Genomic DNA, 17,825 nt, shown 5'->3' on the forward strand with positions numbered 1-17,825 from the left:
ACAATCGGGATTAGCGCAGGCTGCGTGCGGCAGCCGGAGCAGAAGGCGCCGGGAAAAAAAACAGCAGCAGCGCCGGCACCAGATAGAGCAGCCAGGCTGCAACCTCACTGACGCTGGGCGCTTCCTGATAGCCGAGCAGGCCTTCAAGCAGCGTACCGGCCAGAGAGTGCACAGAGAGCACGCTGCTTATATCAAACGCCGTTGCCTGGAAGTGGTTCCACAATCCCGCCTCATGGAAAGCGCGGATTGCGCCGGCCGCAAGCCCGGCGGCTACAAACAGAATGAACAGGCTGCTCCAGCGGAAAAAATGGGCCAGATTAAGCCGGATGCCGCCGTAGTAGATCAGCGTACCGAGCAGCGCTGCGGTCAGCAGGCCGAGCAGCGCGCCCGCAGGTGGGGCATAGCCCACATCCTGCGTAAAGGCCGCCAGCAGAAAGAACACCGACTCCAGCCCTTCGCGCGCTACGGCGAGAAACACCATAATCACCAGCGGCAGGCCGCTGCCGCCCCGCTTTGCCAGCGCCTGATCCACTGACTTCTCCAGCGTCAGGCGCATGCTGCGCGCAACTTTGCGCATCCAGCACACCATGGTGGTCAGCATCACGACCGCAATCAGCGCTACCACGCCTTCAAACAGCTCCTGCTGCTTCTGCGGAAACTCACCGGTAGTGGCATTGATGGCGATACCCAGTCCCGCGCAGAGCACAATGGCCGCTATCACCCCGCCCCACATCGCCGGGAACCACCGGGTGCGTCCGGTGCGCTTCAGATAGCTGGCGATCAGGCTGACAATCAGCGCCGCTTCCAGACCTTCACGGAGCATAATGAGAAACGGAACAAACATCGTTTGCCTCTTAAGTGTTTAGCAGGGTAAATCTGTCGTAAAAAAACGTAAAGTGCGAACGATATCGATTATCATTATCGCTGCAGAAAAAACAAGTCACTGCGGGAAATTATTTTGCTGCACAGGGGGAGAAGTCAGGGGATGACTGTTCAGAAAGGTCGGCAGGATTGCGTTGCCTGACGCCTCAACGTAAAAAGGAGGCACATTACTGTGCCTCCTTTTTGATGGCGGTGCCGCAACGCACCGCGCGAATACCTTAATCTGCCTGGTATTCCGCTTCCGCAGCGGCAAAACGCTGCTGCGCGGCGGCGGAAGGTGCTTTGCCCGTCAGGCTGAAGACCACAATCGCGATGCTGGCAAAGATGAAGCCTGGAATGATTTCATACAGCTCAGCGTAACCGTACTGTTTCCACAGCAGCACCGTCGCGGCCCCAATGACCATTCCCGCCAGCGCGCCGTTACGCGTCATGCGCTTCCAGCAGACACCAAACAGCACCACCGGACCAAACGCCGCGCCAAAGCCAGCCCATGCATAGCTCACCAGGCCCAGCACCCGGTTATCCGGATTGGATGCCAGGGCAATAGCAATCAGTGCAATCAGCAGCACCATGGCACGTCCGACCCATACCAGCTCCTGCTGGCTGGCATTTTTACGCAGGAAGCCCTTATAGAGATCTTCCGTCAGCGCACTTGAACAGACCAGCAGCTGGCAGCTCAGAGTGGACATGACCGCAGCAAGAATGGCCGAAAGCAGAATACCGGCGATCCACGGGTTAAACAGAATACGCGTCAGCTCAATAAAGATACGTTCTCCATTCTGCGTGACGCCCGCGGCCTGCGCCGGGTTATTCTGGAAGTAGGCGATACCAAAGAAGCCTACGGCAACCGCGCCCGCCAGGCAGAAAATCATCCATGCCATGCCGATGCGACGCGCAGTACGGATGGAGCGATGGGAGTCTGCCGCCATAAAGCGTGCCAGGATATGCGGCTGCCCGAAGTAGCCCAGCCCCCAGCCCAGCAGCGAGATGACCGCGACAAAATTGAGCCCCTTGAGCATATCGAGGTTCTCGATGCTCTTCTCGCGGATCACCGTCAGTGAATCATCAAAGCCGCCTACGGCGATAATGACAATCACCGGCGTCAGGATCAGCGCAAAAATCATCAGCGTCGCCTGCACCGTATCGGTCCAGCTCACGGCCAGGAAGCCGCCCACCAGCGTATAGAGTATGGTGGCCGCTGCGCCCGCCCAGATAGCGGTCTGGTAATCCATACCAAAGGTGCTTTCAAACAGGCGCGCACCGGCCACCACGCCTGAAGCGCAGTAAATGGTGAAGAAAATCAGGATAACCACCGCGGAGATCACGCGCAGCAGCTTGCTTTTGTCTTCGAAGCGGCTGGTAAAGAAGTCAGGCAGCGTCAGCGCATTATCGTGATGCTCGGTCTGCACGCGCAGACGACCCGCCACAATTTTCCAGTTCAGCCAGGCGCCAATTGTCAGGCCGATAGCGATCCAGCTTTCAGAGATGCCGGACAGGAAGATGGCACCGGGCAGACCCATCAGCAGCCAGCCGCTCATGTCGGAGGCACCGGCTGAGAGCGCCGTAACAAAACTGCCCAGGCTGCGGCCGCCCAGAATATAATCATCAAAGTTTTTTGTTGACCGGTAAGCGATAAACCCTATCAACACCATCCCAAGGATATAGATAATAAAGGTCACCAGCATTGGTGTACTTATACTCATACTCTCTCCACTTATTATGTAATTGCTTAAGAGAAATTCTTTGCCCGCCCTGCCTCAGCAGCATTAGCCGGGCGTCTCCCTGGCGCGACGTATCACTTACCCTCTTTGTCACGGCAGTCGAATCAGCGCGGCAGCACCGGAACGGGGTGGCCACTGCGCGTTACCGCCGCCAGAGAAGCGAATTTCTCTTAAGGCGCGGTATCCTGCCGCAAAGGTGCGATGCGCACAATGGATTTAACACAGCTGTTACCTGGGTTTCACCTCTCTTTCTCATTTCTTTGCTCAAAGGTTGCGCCCGTTCAAACTTTTGGTTGCACCAGAAACGCAGCTTTTTGCGGTTTAGTGAACCCGGTTGCAACTCTGGCGAGATTCTTGCAGCAAGAAACGTGCCGTTTCTTTACAGTTAACAAACAAACGGCTTTCAGGCATGCAACCTGGGTCACATTTAACATGGTTGCACAAAGTTGCAACATGAGTGATAGTGCAGCCCACGCTGATGTTGATTTATTTTTCAAGACGAGGAATTCATGGGAACAACTACCATGGGGGTGAAGCTGGATGAAGCCACCCGCGAGCGCATTAAGCTGGCAGCACAGAAGGTCGACCGCACATCTCACTGGCTGATTAAGCAGGCTATTTTCAATTACTTAACCCAGCTTGAAGCGGGCGAGACCCTGCCGGAAATTCCCCTGCAGGCCAGTGAAACCACGGCAGAAGAGAACCTGCCCGAAGAGAGCCTGCAGCCGTTCCTCGACTTTGCTGAACACATTCTGCCGCAGTCGGTTACCCGCTCCGCAATTACCGCCGCATGGCGCCGGCCCGAGACGGAAGCGGTGCCGATGCTGCTGGAGCAGGCGCGCCTGCCCGCTCCGCTGGCAGAGAAAACCCATCAGCTGGCCTATAGCCTTGCCGACAAGCTGCGGCACCAGAAAGGTGCAACCGGACGCGCCGGAATGGTGCAAAGCCTGCTGCAGGAGTTCTCCCTCTCCTCGCAGGAGGGCGTGGCGCTGATGTGCCTGGCAGAAGCGCTGCTGCGTATTCCGGATAAACCCACCCGCGACGCGCTGATCCGCGACAAAATCAGCAACGGCAACTGGCAGTCGCACCTGGGCCGCAGCTCATCCATGTTTGTTAACGCCGCGACCTGGGGCCTGCTGTTTACCGGACGCCTGGTCTCAACCCATAACGAAGCGAGCATGTCCCGCTCGCTGAACCGTATTATCGGTAAAAGCGGCGAGCCGCTGGTGCGCAAAGGCGTGGATATGGCCATGCGCCTGATGGGCGAGCAGTTCGTTACCGGCGAGACCATCGCTGAGGCGCTGGCCAACGCCCGCAAACTGGAAGAGAAAGGCTTCCGCTACTCCTACGATATGCTCGGTGAAGCGGCCCTGACCGCCGCCGATGCGAAAGCCTATCTGCTCTCTTATCAGCAGGCGATCCATGCGATTGGTAAAGCCTCCAACGGCCGCGGCATTTATGAAGGCCCGGGCATCTCGATCAAACTCTCTGCGCTGCATCCGCGCTACAGCCGCGCCCAGTACGATCGCGTTATGGAAGAGCTCTATCCGATCCTGAAATCGCTGACGCTGCTGGCGCGTTCATATGACATCGGCATCAATATCGATGCCGAAGAGGCCGATCGCCTTGAACTGTCGCTGGACCTGCTGGAAAAACTCTGCTTTGAACCTGAGCTGGAAGGCTGGAACGGGATTGGCTTCGTAATTCAGGCTTACCAGAAACGCTGCCCGATGCTGATCGACTCGCTGGTCGATCTGGCACAGCGCAGCCGTCGCCGCCTGATGATCCGTCTGGTGAAAGGCGCCTACTGGGACAGCGAAATCAAGCGCGCGCAGATGGAAGGCCTTGAAGGCTATCCGGTCTATACCCGCAAGGTATATACCGATATCTCCTATCTCGCCTGCGCCCGCAAACTGCTGGCGGTACCGAGCCAGATCTACCCGCAGTTTGCCACGCATAACGCCCACACGCTGGCCGCTATCTATAATCTGGCGGGTAATAACTACTATCCGGGCCAGTATGAGTTCCAGTGCCTGCACGGCATGGGCGAGCCGCTCTATGAACAGGTGGTGGGCAAAGTGGCCGATGGCAAACTCAGCCGCCCCTGCCGTATTTACGCGCCGGTGGGCACGCACGAAACGCTGCTGGCTTACCTGGTACGTCGTCTGCTGGAAAACGGCGCCAACACCTCCTTTGTTAACCGGATCGCCGATAAGAGCCTGCCGATAGATGAGCTGGTTGCTGACCCGGTGGTAGCGGTAGAAAAAATGGGCGCAGCCGAAGGCGCCGTGGGTCTGCCACATCCGAAGATCCCGCTGCCGCGCGATCTCTATGGCGACAAGCGCCCGAACTCCGCGGGTCTCGACCTCGCAAATGAACATCGCCTCGCCTCACTCTCCAGCGCCCTGCTGAACAGCGCCAGCCAGCCATGGGTGGCCCAGCCGATGATCGAGGGCACCCTGGAAACGGGTGTCAGCCAGCCGGTACTGAACCCGGCGGCGCCGGCTGACGTGGTCGGCAGCGTGCGCGAAGCCACCGAAACCGAAGTCTCTGCCGCGCTGGATGCGGCGGTCGGCGCCGGACCGATCTGGTTTGCCACTCCGCCAGCCGAGCGCGCGGCGATCCTCGAGCGTGCCGGTCAGGCGATGGAAGCGCAGATGCAGCAGCTGATTGGTCTGCTGGTGCGCGAAGCGGGCAAAACGTACAACAATGCCATCGCCGAAGTGCGCGAAGCGGTAGACTTCCTCTACTACTACGCCGGCATGGTACGCGATGATTTTGACAACGAAACGCATCGTCCGCTGGGTCCGGTAGTCTGTATCAGCCCGTGGAACTTCCCGCTGGCGATCTTTACCGGCCAGATTGCCGCCGCGCTGGCTGCCGGCAATAGCGTGCTGGCAAAACCGGCCGAGCAGACGCCACTTATCGCGGCGCAGGCGGTGCAGATCCTGCTGGATGCAGGCGTTCCCGCCGGCGTGCTGCAGCTGCTGCCTGGCCAGGGTGAAACCGTGGGCGCACAGCTTACCGGCGATGAGCGCGTGCGCGGCGTGATGTTCACCGGTTCCACCGCCGTGGCGACCCTGCTGCAGCGTAATCTTGCCGGTCGTCTCGATCCGCAGGGGCGCCCGACACCGCTGATCGCCGAAACCGGCGGCATGAATGCCATGATCGTTGACTCCTCTGCCCTCACCGAACAGGTAGTGGTGGATATCGTTGCCTCGGCGTTTGACAGCGCCGGCCAGCGCTGCTCGGCGCTGCGTCTGCTCTGTATTCAGGAAGACGCCGCCGATCACACCATTAAGATGCTGCGCGGCGCGATGGCGGAGTGCCGCATGGGCAACCCGGAGCGTCTTTCAACTGATATTGGTCCGGTTATTGACCAGGAAGCGAAAGAAGGTATCGAGCGCCATATCCAGGCGATGCGCAACAAAGGCTTTACCGTTTATCAGGCGGTGCAGGAGAATGCGCAGGACCGTAAAGAGTGGGAGAGCGGCACCTTTATCAAACCCACGCTGATTGAGCTGGATCAGGTCAGCGATCTCGATAAAGAGATCTTCGGACCGGTGCTGCACGTGGTGCGCTTCTCACGCAGCAGCCTGCCGCAGCTGATTGAGCAGATCAATGCCACCGGCTATGGCCTGACGCTTGGCGTACATACGCGTATTGATGAAACCATCGCTCAGGTTACTGCAAACGCGCACGTCGGCAACCTCTATGTGAACCGTAATATGGTCGGTGCCGTAGTTGGCGTGCAGCCGTTTGGCGGCGAAGGCCTCTCCGGTACCGGCCCGAAAGCGGGTGGCCCGCTCTATCTCTACCGCCTGCTGGCACATCGTCCGGATGGCGCGCTGCGTCTGACCTTCGATCGTCAGGATGCTGAGCAGCCGGTTGACAGCAGCGTGCGTACAACGCTGATGGGCGCACACCAGGCGCTGCAGAACTGGGCGCAGGATAAGCCAGCATTGCAGGCGCTGTGCCAGCGCTATGATGAGCTGTCGCAGGCGGGCACGGTGCGTCTGCTGCCGGGTCCGACGGGCGAACGCAACACCTTCAGCCTGCTGCCGCGCGAACGCGTGCTCTGCCTGGCCGATAATGAGCAGGATGCGCTGATCCAGCTGGCCGCGGTAACCAGCGTCGGCAGTCAGGCGCTGTGGCAGGATGATGAGCTGCATCGCGCCCTGCTGAAAGCGCTGCCGCCGGCCGTACAGCAGCGTATCCGGCTGGCCATAGATGCCCTGTCCGGTGAGTTTGATGCGGTGATCTACCACGGTGATGCCGATCAGCTGCGTACGCTGTGTGCAGATATCGCGGCACGCGAGGGCGCAATTGTTTCCGTCCAGGGCTTTGCCCGCGGAGAAACCAATCTGCTGCTGGAGCGGTTGCTGATTGAACGCTCGCTGAGCGTCAACACCGCAGCAGCGGGCGGCAACGCTAGTCTGATGACCATCGGTTAAACCCCCGGTTCATCACAGTAAAGGGCCCCCTGCGGGCCCTTTTTTATTGCGGGTTTGCCAGGGACGCATTAATGCGTCCCCTACGTTTGGCATTGTTATCCCCGTAGGGGCGCCATTAATGGCGCCCGGAAACCAGCACGGGCGCATAAATACGCCAGGGAAGCATAAACGCATCAGGGACGCATAAATGCGTCCCCTGGGGTTGGCATTGTTGCCTCTGGATTTACCTACGCTGCTTTGCGACGCTTCATGCCGATCAGCGTCGGGAACAGGAACAGCGACTGGCCCAGGCCGCGGTTGGTCAGTGACCAGACCGCTACTGAACAGAGCGAACAGATCCCGACGATTGCCAGCGGATAGAAACAGGCCCACAGCACGGAGAACCACGCCTGCTCAAACAGGTGATGGCGCTGGGCAAACAGAATCGCCGACATCCCGAAAAACTCAATAAAGATGCGGTGAATAACGTAGATTTGCAGCGTATTGCGCCCTACCCAGTTGAAAAAACGCATACTGAAATGCTGGTTAAGCCAGCGGCAGGCCGCTACGCTCACCAGCACGGCGATGACGCACATAAACAGGCTTTTATCCAGGCCCATAATCACGTGAAGTCCCGTCAGCGCGGCCAGTGCCGCCCACGGCAGCAGGTTTTCACGGCGCAGCTCGCTCAGGCGCAGCATCACCGGGCTCCAGAATGCGCCCAGCAGGAAGAACAGGAAATATTGCGCGACGCTCTGCGGCCCCCAGTAGGGAATGATTTTTTCCACCGCCAGATAATTCAGTACCACCGCCACAACCAGCAGCGCGATTTTCTGCTGATGGAAAATTTTTGCACACAGGAAGTAGATCGCCAGACCATACAGATACCAGGAGGTACTCATCGCCATAAACGTCAGCTTGAGAAACTCCAGCAGTGAACCGGCATAGGCCGCATTAAGATTTTGCGAAATGCGTTGCCCGGTGATTTCTGTGGAAATCCCGACAATTGACCACCACTGAATAAAGCCCCACAAAATATAGAGATAGAACAGATTGGTAATACGGCTGGTAAATACCTGTTTCCATGAACGATTCAAAATGCCATTGGTCGCCAGCAGGCCGGAAACAAAAAAGAATGCCGGCATACGTAATGGCGACAGTACCGTATTAAACTGTACCCATATTTCCGCCGGAAACCATCCGGCACTCAAATATTTTATCGTTGTTTCAAATCCCGGTAATACGGTGTGATAGAGCACCACCAGCAAAATACAGGCACCTTTCAGTGTATTTATCCAGCCTATATCATTTTTCCCGTTATCTTTCATCAGGTTGACTCCTAAAGCTGTGTAGGTCTGTAAGAGGTAAACGCATTAATAATCAGTTCGTGAGTTATGGTTATTAAACGATTATTCAACAGCACTGCGGGGAGTGTATCTGGCGAAAGTCCTAAATTGTCTTTGCTGGCCCTGATGTAACAATACTTTACGTTAATCAAAATGCATTTACATCTGCCTGAAGCGGCACAGAGAGTTATAAACTGTGATTCAGGAAAAATAATCAGTAAGAAAAGCTGCTGTTTAATTAAGAGCAATCTGCAAACAGAGAAGCCAGTTAATAATTTAGCAATAAGACAATTATATGACTATGCACCAAAAGGATAAGAGAAACGCGAAGGGATATGATAGCAGCGAAATAAATAAGGGCCAGCGAACCGGCCCTGAATATTACTGATTAAGAAATTTATCCAGGAATTGTCGGGTACGAGCCTGCTGCGGATTACTGAACAGGGTTCTGGCCTCCCCCTGCTCCACAATGCGCCCCTGGTCCATGAAGATAGCGCGGTCAGCCACATCACGCGCAAAACTCATCTCATGCGTGACGATCACCATCGTCCGTTTCTCCTGCGCCAGGGCGCGAATGGTGTTCAGCACCTCGCCGACCAGCTCCGGGTCAAGCGCGGACGTCGGCTCATCAAACAGAATCACCTCCGGGCGCATTGCCAGCGCGCGGGCAATTGCCACCCGCTGCTGCTGCCCGCCGGAAAGCCGGCGCGGAAAGCTCGCCTCTTTACCCGTCAGCCCGACCTTCTCCAGCAGCTGACGTGCCCGCGCCTGCGCTTCTGCTTTCGGCTCACCTTTAACGATCACCGGCCCTTCAATAATGTTTTCCAGCACCGAACGATGCGGGAACAGATTGAAGTTCTGAAACACAAACCCGACCTGCTGGCGCAGCTGACGCACCTTCTCTTTCTGTTTGTTAAGACTCAGGCTGGCGTCAATGGTGATGCCGCCTACCGTCACGCTACCCTGATCCGGCACCTCCAGCAGATTGATACTGCGCAGCAGCGTGGTTTTTCCCGAGCCGCTGGGGCCGATAATCGCCACTACCTCTCCGGCAGCCACGTCGAGATCGATGCCGTGCAGCACTGTCTGCCCGTGAAATTTTTTCACCAGCTGGCGGACTTCAATTGCACTCATTTATCCTCCCGATCCTGACGATTAACGTGCGCTTCAAGACGGTTCTGCAGCGCGGAGAGCACGGTCGCCATGATCCAGTAGATCAGCGAGGCGGCCAGATACATGGTAAACACCTCAAGCGTGCGTGAGGTGATTAACTGCGCCTGACGAAACAGCTCCGGCACCTGGATAGTGGCCGCCAGCGAGGTATCCTTGACCAGGCTGATAAAGCTGTTACCGAGCGGCGGCAGCGCAGTCCGCGCCGCCTGCGGCAGGATCACCCGGCGCAGCGTCTGCCACGGGGTCATACCAATGCTGGCCGCCGCTTCCCACTGCCCGCGCTCGATAGAGGCGATAGCACCGCGCAGCGACTCTGACGCATAGGCCGCCGTGTTCAGCGACAGGCCAATCATCGCGGAGGGAATGGGATCGAGTTCAATGCCAAACTGCGGCAGGCCGTAGTAGATCATAAACAGCTGGGCGATCAGCGGCGTGCCGCGGAAAATCGAGACATAGATGCGCGCCAGCCAGTTCACCGGCCAGAAGCGGGACAGACGCATCAGGGCAAGAATAAAGCCCAGCAGCAGGCCAAAGAACATTCCGCCGATGCTGAGCTGCAGCGTAAACAGTGCCCCTTTAAGTAAAAAAGGTGCTGAATCCAGCACCAGATGTACGCTCTCCAGCATTATTTCGTCACGTCCGTGCCAAACCATTTATCAGAGAGTTTTTTCAGCGAGCCATCTTTCTGCATCTCTGCAATCGCCTGATCGATCGCTTTCAGCAGATCGTCGTTACCTTTACGTACCGCCACGCCAGCCTCCAGACGCGAGAACGCCGGACCCGCTACGGCCATGGTGTCACCGGTTTTCTTCACCAGATCGAGCGCGGCCAGGCGATCGACCAGAATGGCGTTCAGGCGGCCGGAGCGCAGATCCTGATATTTTGTCGGGTCATCATCATAGGTGCGGATATCGACGCCTTTAACGTTATCGCGCAGCCACTGCTCATAGTTGGAGCCGAGGCCTACGCCGACTTTTTTCCCTGCCAGGTCCTCAGGTTTGGTGATGGTGCCGGCGTTTTTCTTCAGCGTCAGCGCCTGCACGCCCGAGATGGTGTACGGCGTGGAGAAGTCATACTTCTTTTTACGCTCGTCGGAGATAGTGACCTGGTTTATCACCACATCAATACGTTTTGAATCCAGTGACGCCAGCATACCGTCCCATTTGGTCGGCTTCAGCGCTGCTTTGACGCCGAGATGCTGCGCCAGCTCCTGCGCAAACTCCACCTCAAAGCCGGTCAGTTTGCCGCGCTCATCCTGGAAACTGAACGGCGGATAGGTGCCTTCAAGGCCCACGCGCAGCTCGCCTTTATTTTTAATCTGTGCCAGCAAATCTTCAGCGGCAAAGGTTTTTGCGTTGATGCCTGCGAGCAGCGCCACCGCCATCATTCCCATCGCCAGCGGGCGACGAATCAGAGAGAAAGCCATGTTTACCCCGTTATTATCCGTTGTGTGTGTCAGTGCAGGTGCGTCGCGTGACGCACCCTGTAACAGATAGCGTAGTCTTATTATGAACGCCACAGAAATTGCATCTCCGTAGTGACGTTACGCCTGTCTGTGGCAGCGATTATAAAGCGTTTCGTCAGCCTGTCTCATACCGAAGGATGATAAGCAAATAACGCCGGTGCACCGCCGGTATGCACAAACAGCAGCGGCCCTTCGCGCCGGAAGCGCTTCTGGCTGATACCGTCAATCAGACCGGCCATCGCTTTACCGGTATAGACCGGATCCAGCATGATACCTTCCAGCCGTGCCAGCAGGCGCACTGCCTCCATGCCCTCTTCACTGGGTTCGCCATAGCGCGGTGCGTAGTACTCATCCCAGAGCGTGATTGCCGCCTGCGGCTTCAGCTCCAGCTGCTCTGCCAGCGCGCTGCGCAGTCGCTCTACCACCGGCAGCTGCGCGGCTACGCTGCGTGACACTGTCACACCAACCAGCTCGCTTTCCGGCAGCAGCTGCTCCAGTCCTACCGCCAGACCGGCATGCGTACCGGCGCTGCCGGATGCCACCACCACCGCCGCGAAATCCACCACGCCCTCGCTCTGATGGGCGATCTCCTGGGCGCACTCTACGTACCCCAGCGCGCCCAGCGCATTTGAGCCACCGACCGGCACGATATAGGGGCGATATCCCTGCGCTTCGAGGCGCTCTGCGTAGTCGCTGAGCTGCTGTGGCGGATTATCCAGCGCCGCCACCATCTCCGTCTCAGCGTCCATCAGATCCAGCAGCAGGCGGTTGCCGTTAGAGAGATAATTTTCTGCCGTGGTGCCAATCGGGTTTTCCAGCAGCGCCACGCACTTCAGGCCAAGCCGCGCCGCCACTGCGGCCGTCTGGCGTACATGATTGGACTGGATCGCACCGGCGGTCAGCAGCACATCCGCGCCCTGGCGGAGCGCGTCCGCGGCCAGAAACTCCAGCTTGCGCAGCTTGTTGCCGCCCAGCGCGACCGGCGTAACGTCATCGCGTTTAATAAAAATATCGCGGCCAAGGTAATCGGACAGACGCGGCAGATGCTCCAGCGGCGTAGGTGCGCCAAGCAGCTCAAGACGCGGAAACTGGTGCAGAAGATGTAGGGACAATGCAGGCCTCCAGGGCAGTGTGAAGATATCCCTGTAGTGTTGCAGAAGATGCGCTGAGGCGCATCCGGAATTGCGGGGTAGCAGCAGCCCGCTGCGGCACAGATCGCCGCAGCGGACATGGATCATTGATCAGCCGCGCTGCCAGCCGAGGAACTGATCGTATTTACGCAGCGCAATACGGTAGTTGTTATTACCGGCATCGGGCAAATCGTGCTGCAGACACTCATGCCAGCTGTTGCCGGATAGATTTTCTGCCGGGAAATTTCTCGCTTTCAGCATGTCATCAAGTCGACGCAGGCGCACCACATACTCCCGAATCGTACTGTGGTTCATCTCGGTCTGTTCAAACAGATACTGTTTAAACGCCATGATGTCGAAGTAGTTCGGATGGGTATTACAAAAAATATCGCTGCAGAAACGGCATAGCGCTGTCAGTTCGGGCTGCAGCTTCGTCCAGACCTGATCGTCAATCATCTGGTCCATGCGGGCTATCGCCTCTTTATTGATGATCTGGCCACGAAACACCAGCGCCATACGATCTAATACTTTGCCACAGTGTGAACAGTTGCTTTGGCTATGTTTATAGTCTTTAAGATAACGACTTAATGGCCTGACTTTAATTTTGGCTCCCATCGCTGAGTCCCCGGTTTTTTTATTTTTGTTTCCCCAGGACTGAGTCTGTCAGCGCGCTCCCGCTAACCGGGCACGCAGGCGTTTAATCGCCTGACTGTGCAGCTGACTGACGCGGGATTCTCCCACCTCCAGCACCGCGCCAATCTCTTTCAGGTTCAGTTCTTCCTGGTAGTACAGTGTGAGCACGAGCTTTTCGCGTTCGGGCAGCGCCTCGATTGCGTCAATCACGCGTTCACGCAGATTCCCTTCCATCAGCTGATGCAGCGGATTCGCCTCTTCATGGCCCTCTGTCACCAGCTCTGCGCTGTCACCGTGCTCTTCCCGATACTCGTCATAGGAGAAGAGCTGGCTATTGTTGGTATCCAGCAGGATCTGCCGGTACTCCTCCAGCGACACGTTCAGCTGCTGCGCCACCTCCTGCTCCGAGGCTGAGCGGCCGAGCGCCTGCTCCACCTGGTGCATGGCACCGGCTACCTCGCGCGCGTTGCGCCGCACGCTGCGCGGTGCCCAGTCGCGGCTGCGCAGTTCGTCCAGCATGGCGCCGCGAATACGCTGCACGGCGTAGGTGGTAAAGGCGGTGCCCTGCAGCGCGTCGTAGCGCTCCACGGCATTCAGCAGTCCGATGCCCCCAGCCTGCAGCAGATCGTCAAGCTCCACGCTGGCCGGCAGGCGCACCTGCAGACGCAGCGCTTCATGCCGCACGAGGGGAACGTAGCGCTGCCAGAGCGAATGTTTATCCATCACGCCGCCGGCGGTATAGAGATCGTTCACGTTGACTACCCTGCGTTAATTAAGTTATCGGCATGATTATCCAATTCTGTAGCGGTTTCGATTGGCAGAATAGGCGGGCAAAAGCGAGGTTATTTCAAATTAGTGATGGATGGCGGTGGCGGGCACCGCCGTTGCGGACGCTATCTGTTGCGCTGCTGCAACCGCTGCCTTGTGGCAGGCGGCACCGCGGGCCACAGCGCGCAGATTTTGCCCGCCAGCGGCTGATAAGCGAAACCGTCCGCCGCTTCACTCTCCAGCGCCGCGCTGAGCATCACCTGCCCGGTTTCACCATCAATGCTAATCAGTTTATTGCGGAACAGGCGCTGCAGATCGCTGCGTAAAAACAGGCCGTTATCGACGCTGTTATCCGCCAGCAGCCCCGCCTCGCTCTCGTCGGTGTTGATATGGCACGCCTCCACCCACGGCCAGCCGTGTGGTTCTGTAAGCGGCGTGCCGGTGATGACGCAGGCGCCGTAGCGCGCTTTCACCGCCGCCAGAAACGCCGCCTGGCTGGCGTGCTGCAGCACGCGGGTTTTCACCCGCCGCCCGACTTCGGTGCCGGGCATCACGGCGGCGGGTGCCGGCTGCTGCGGCGTGCTCAGCACCACGATAAACTGCACCGCACGCGACAGCGGAAAACAGGGGTGCGCCTGCGCGTCAAACAGCTGCCAGTACGCCTCCTCCTCCTGCTGACGCATCAGCACCAGCCGGTAGCCCCGGCTGGTGAGCAGGTTCTGCGCCGCCGCCGAGTGCGGATCGAGCATCGCATAGACCCGGCTCTCGCCCATCACTTTCCAGCGTCCCGCCTGGCTGGCGTCGTCGCTGCGGCGAAAATAGAGAAACGCCTGCTGCGTTTTCAGGTAGTGCTCAAAGCGGCGCAGGTAGTTTTTGCGCTCGTTGTCATCGCTGATAAACAGCAGCTCCTCGAGCGGGCTGTTCAGCTCCTGCTGCGCAAACAGCGCGCGGATCACCAGATGGCGATAGCTCGCCGAGGGGCTCAGCAGGCCGCGTGCGGTGAGCGCCTTCTCGCCGGGATGCTGCTGCGCATAACGCAGCGCGATCTCATCAAACGAGAGCAGCTCACCCGGTAACAGATCGTAGTTGAAGCGCATCGCCCCTCCCTGAGTGGAAAACGTGACCTATAGCGGAATGGTTCTGTAACAGATTATCGGCCGCGCGGCGGCAGGCTGTAGCGGACGGCTGCGGTTTTATACGTAAAAAAAACCCCGCCGGAGCGGGGTTTTGATGCTTATGCAGTGAGCGATTAGCCCTGCAGCAGAGAGAGAACCTGCTGTGGAACCTGGTTCGCTTTCGCCAGTACGGAGTTACCCGCCTGCTGAACGATCTGCGCTTTAGACATGTTTGACACTTCAGTGGCGTAGTCCGCATCCTGAATACGGGACTGAGCAGCCGTCAGGTTAGTGGTGGTGTTGCTCAGGTTGGTCACCGCTGAGTTCAGACGGTTCTGTACCGCACCCAGTGAAGAACGGAACTTGTCAATATCAGCAATTGCAGAGTCCAGTTTAGCCAGTGGGTTAGCATTAAAATTAGCAGGTGTAGCAACAGATAAGCCAGCAGTTACTGCGCCTGTAGTTGCATTAATTGTTGCTGCTTCGTACGTTGAATCTCCATTAGCATCAGTGGTCTGGACCAGATAATTGTCATTACCTGCTTCATCTTTATAAGTAACCAATGATTTATTGGCAGCATCAACAGCAGAAGTATCAAGGGTCAGATCTTTACCAACAGTGGTAACCGCAGTAGTACCGGTTGGAGTTAATTTAGTGCCAGTTGAATCGAAGCTGATAGTACCGGTTTTATTATCTACGGTTGCTGCGTAAGTACCTGAGCTGGTAGTTGCGAAATAATCACCGTTAGAATTTTTTGCCAAACTGGTTACAGTTTCTGGAGTACCATTCGAATCGTTAGCTGTGGCACTTGCAACCGCGATCTGTACATTTCCGGTGGAACCATTCTTAACGGTAGTTGCCATGTTGGTCACGTTGAAGTTATCTAATTTCAGCGTGTTTGAATCAATTTTCTTCAGGTCGATTGAGATAGTCTGGCCATCGTTAGCGCCCACCTGAATTTTCATGTTGCCGTCTTTAGCCAGCACGTTTACGCCGTTGAACTGGGTCTGCTGCGATACGCGGTCAATTTCATCCAGACGCGATTTGATTTCGTCCTGGATAGATGATTTATCAGAATCGGAGTTGGTGCCGTTCTGCGCCTGCACGGTCAGCTCACGGATACGCTGTAAGTTGTTGTTGATTTCAGACAGCGCGCCTTCAGTGGTCTGCGCAGCTGAGATACCGTCGTTGGCGTTACGGGCTGCCTGCGTCAGACCTTTGATGTTGGACTGAAAACGGTTAGCGATAGCCTGGCCTGCTGCGTCATCTTTCGCGCTGTTGATACGCAGACCCGATGACAGACGCTCCATAGAAGAAGAGAGAGCAGACTGGTTTTTGTTGATGTTGTTCTGAGTGATCAGCGAGAGGCTGTTAGTGTTAATGACCTGGGCCATGATAAAGTTTCCTGTTTAATCAAGTCTTTCGGTTAAGGTGTGGGCTTCAACCCGTCGGCTTCATCGCCGTCAAAGTTGTTATCGTCTGCCCCTGAACAACCTTTAGATTTTTTTTAGGACCGGATGAATTTTTTTCGCTTCACCTGCCATGCTTCTGGTTATCGCCACCCGCTTGCGCTTCTTTAGCCCCGCTTAACTTTTTTTTACCGTCCGAATTACCTCCGTTACGCCCCTCTATTCCATTTATCACTCATCGGTTATTAATTCTAAACTTTGCCGCGTTGACGCCGATAATTGCGCTATTCACTCTTTGCAGCGACAGGAAAAGGAAACTATATGGCCAGCATCTCTTCTCTCGGCGTCGGCTCAGGCCTAAAGCTTAGCGATATTCTCGATAGCTTAACCACTGCAGAAAAAGCGAGCTTAAAGCCGATTAGCACCCAGCAGAGCGCCTATACCGCGAAGCTCAGCGCCTACGGCACGCTCTCAAGCGCGCTGACCGCGTTCCAGACCGCTAACAGCGCGCTCAACAGCGCCGATGTCTTCAGCGCCACCACCGCAACCAGCAGCAGCACGGCGTTCAGCGCCACCACCTCCGGCAGCGTAGTGGCGGGTAAATACAGTATCAACGTGACGCAGCTGGCGCAGGCGCAGACGCTGACGTCATCGGCGCAGAGCAGCAACAGCAGCGCGCTCGGCGACAGCGCCGCCAGCCGCACCCTGACCATCAAACTTGCCGACGGCAGCAGCAAAGGTATTGCGCTCACCAGCGACCAGACCTCGCTCACCGGCATGCGCGATGCGATTAATAAAGCGAACGCCGGCGTCTCTGCCAGCATTATTAAGAGCAACGAGGGCGAATACCGCCTGTCGCTGACCGCGACCAAAACCGGTGAGGCAAACGCCGTGTCGGCGGTCAGCGTCAGCGGCGACGACACGCTGCAGGCAATTGTCGGCTTTGATCACAATGATATCGCAGCGAATAACAAGCTCAGCGTCAGCGTCGCGGCGCAGAATGCGCAGCTCACCGTGAACAATATTCCGATCACCAGCAGCAGCAACAGCATCAGCGACGCGCTGGAGGGGATCTCGCTGAATCTGACCGCGACCACCAGCGGCAGCCAGACGCTCACCGTGGCGCAGGACACGTCCAAAGCCACCACTGCAGTGACCAACTTTGTTAACGCCTATAACACGCTGCTCGATCAGTTCAGTACCCTGACCAAATATACCGCGGTGGAGAAAGGCGCTGACGCGCAGGACGCCAGCAACGGCGCGCTGGTCGGCGACAGCACCCTGCGCAGCATTCAGACGCAGATTAAGGGACTGCTGACTAACTCCGCCAGCTCCTCCGCCTATAAAACGCTGGCGCAGATTGGTATTACCTCCGATCCCACCTCCGGCAAGCTGACGCTGGATGACAGCAAGCTGAAAACTGAGCTGGCGAAAGATCCGGACGGTATCAAAGAGATGATCGTTGGCGATGGGAAAAAAACCGGCATTACCACGCGCCTGGCCGGTAATCTCACGACCTGGCTCTCAAGTAAAGGGCCAATCCAGAGCGCCAAAGATGGCGTCAGCAAAACGCTGAATGAGCTGACGCAGAAATATAACGACATGAACACACGTATTGACGATTTAGTAGCGCGCTACAAAACCCAGTTTACCCAGCTGGATCTCGCCGTCAGCAAGCTCAACAGCACCAGCGACTACCTGACGCAGCAGTTTGACAACATGACCAGCAGCTCGAACAAATAAGGAGTGA

13 protein-coding genes are annotated in these 17,825 nt (G+C 57.1%); 2 read left to right on the forward strand and 11 right to left on the reverse strand.

The window, feature by feature from the left end; translation table 11 throughout:
• Positions 1 to 10: 10 nt before the first annotated feature.
• Positions 11 to 844 carry an iron uptake transporter permease EfeU gene (efeU, locus tag B4M48_RS11010; protein ID WP_288656680.1) on the reverse strand — a complete coding sequence of 278 codons (834 nt, stop codon included), beginning with the start codon at positions 842 to 844 and terminating at the stop codon, positions 11 to 13.
• 256 nt (positions 845 to 1,100) lie between these two features.
• Positions 1,101 to 2,585 carry a sodium/proline symporter PutP gene (putP, locus tag B4M48_RS11015; protein WP_039385031.1) on the reverse strand — a complete coding sequence of 495 codons (1,485 nt, stop codon included), beginning with the start codon at positions 2,583 to 2,585 and terminating at the stop codon, positions 1,101 to 1,103.
• Positions 2,586 to 3,112: 527 nt separating this feature from the next.
• Here putP and putA point away from each other — a divergent pair.
• A complete protein-coding gene (putA, locus tag B4M48_RS11020) occupies positions 3,113 to 7,057 on the forward strand; it encodes a trifunctional transcriptional regulator/proline dehydrogenase/L-glutamate gamma-semialdehyde dehydrogenase (RefSeq protein ID WP_288656683.1) in 3,945 nt (1,314 codons plus the stop codon).
• Positions 7,058 to 7,284: 227 nt separating this feature from the next.
• Here putA and B4M48_RS11025 read toward each other — a convergent pair whose 3' ends face one another.
• From B4M48_RS11025 to B4M48_RS11065, 9 genes are all read right to left on the reverse strand, one after another.
• Complete coding sequence (locus tag B4M48_RS11025) at positions 7,285 to 8,364, reverse strand: acyltransferase family protein (protein WP_071667939.1); 1,080 nt, start codon at positions 8,362 to 8,364, stop codon at positions 7,285 to 7,287.
• Between the two features lie 399 nt (positions 8,365 to 8,763).
• On the reverse strand, positions 8,764 to 9,516 hold the full coding sequence (tcyN, locus tag B4M48_RS11030) for an L-cystine ABC transporter ATP-binding protein TcyN (RefSeq protein ID WP_071667940.1): 753 nt from the start codon (positions 9,514 to 9,516) through the stop codon (positions 8,764 to 8,766).
• Positions 9,513 to 10,181 (reverse strand): cystine ABC transporter permease, encoded by a 669-nt coding sequence (gene tcyL / locus B4M48_RS11035; RefSeq protein ID WP_288656685.1) that lies wholly within the window; start codon positions 10,179 to 10,181, stop codon positions 9,513 to 9,515. The genes tcyN and tcyL overlap by 4 nt, the downstream gene beginning before the upstream one ends.
• The gene (gene tcyJ / locus B4M48_RS11040; RefSeq protein WP_288656688.1) at positions 10,181 to 10,981 is read right to left on the reverse strand and encodes a cystine ABC transporter substrate-binding protein; all 801 of its coding nucleotides are present in this window, start codon (positions 10,979 to 10,981) and stop codon (positions 10,181 to 10,183) included. Before tcyJ ends, tcyL begins: the two co-directional genes overlap by 1 nt.
• Positions 10,982 to 11,145: 164 nt before the next feature.
• A complete protein-coding gene (locus B4M48_RS11045) occupies positions 11,146 to 12,132 on the reverse strand; it encodes a D-cysteine desulfhydrase (protein WP_288656691.1) in 987 nt (328 codons plus the stop codon).
• 129 nt (positions 12,133 to 12,261) lie between these two features.
• Positions 12,262 to 12,765 (reverse strand): flagella biosynthesis regulatory protein FliZ, encoded by a 504-nt coding sequence (gene fliZ, locus B4M48_RS11050; RefSeq protein ID WP_039385047.1) that lies wholly within the window; start codon positions 12,763 to 12,765, stop codon positions 12,262 to 12,264.
• A gap of 48 nt (positions 12,766 to 12,813) precedes the next feature.
• Positions 12,814 to 13,536, reverse strand: coding sequence for an RNA polymerase sigma factor FliA (locus tag B4M48_RS11055; RefSeq protein ID WP_039385048.1), 723 nt, complete (start codon positions 13,534 to 13,536; stop codon positions 12,814 to 12,816).
• Positions 13,537 to 13,676: 140 nt separating this feature from the next.
• Positions 13,677 to 14,648, reverse strand: coding sequence for an HNH endonuclease signature motif containing protein (locus tag B4M48_RS11060; protein ID WP_288656693.1), 972 nt, complete (start codon positions 14,646 to 14,648; stop codon positions 13,677 to 13,679).
• Between the two features lie 152 nt (positions 14,649 to 14,800).
• Positions 14,801 to 16,060 (reverse strand): FliC/FljB family flagellin, encoded by a 1,260-nt coding sequence (locus B4M48_RS11065; RefSeq protein ID WP_288656695.1) that lies wholly within the window; start codon positions 16,058 to 16,060, stop codon positions 14,801 to 14,803.
• Positions 16,061 to 16,396: 336 nt separating this feature from the next.
• Here B4M48_RS11065 and fliD point away from each other — a divergent pair, with 336 nt between their 5' ends.
• Entirely contained in the window at positions 16,397 to 17,818 is a 1,422-nt protein-coding gene (gene fliD / locus B4M48_RS11070) for a flagellar filament capping protein FliD (protein ID WP_283340796.1), read from the forward strand.
• Positions 17,819 to 17,825 lie beyond the last annotated feature (7 nt).

Source organism: Pantoea sp. UBA6567 (assembly GCF_002434165.1).
Lineage (GTDB): Bacteria > Pseudomonadota > Gammaproteobacteria > Enterobacterales > Enterobacteriaceae > Pantoea > Pantoea eucrina.